We start from the raw sequence: 356 nt of genomic DNA, 5'->3' as shown, positions 1-356 counted from the left end.
CGTGTGGATTATGGTGGCAATTACAGGGGAATAGGAGGTTTCAAATTTAGGATTGTTCACTACTGAAATCACAGCAGGATTTTCCGGGTTATTAATATTTAATGGCACTTCATCTGCGGAAAGGGCCATAAATATGTTTTGTGTACTGATACGTTTCAGAGCATTGGCCAGGGTACTCTTTACCCCTGCTGTCTGCCTTTCGGAATCTTTGCCGCTAATAAACGCATCTGCCATCGCTCTGGAGGTGGTATTGGTCTCTAAAAACTTTATGAGACTATCGGTATCCAGAAACTGATAAATGGCTATTAGATGTGGTAAGGTACAGAAATGCGGATAAGATGTTTTCAGTTTCCAGA

General features: G+C 41.6%; 1 pseudogene. It reads right to left on the bottom strand.

Going from position 1 to position 356, the window contains the following annotated elements:
* Positions 1-356, bottom strand: a pseudogene (locus HC176_RS17850) (type IV secretory system conjugative DNA transfer family protein); the annotation flags it as partial.

The organism is Tamlana crocina (assembly GCF_012037625.1).
Note: the sequence above shows the minus strand (reverse complement) of the source record. Positions and strands in the feature narration are given on the sequence as shown.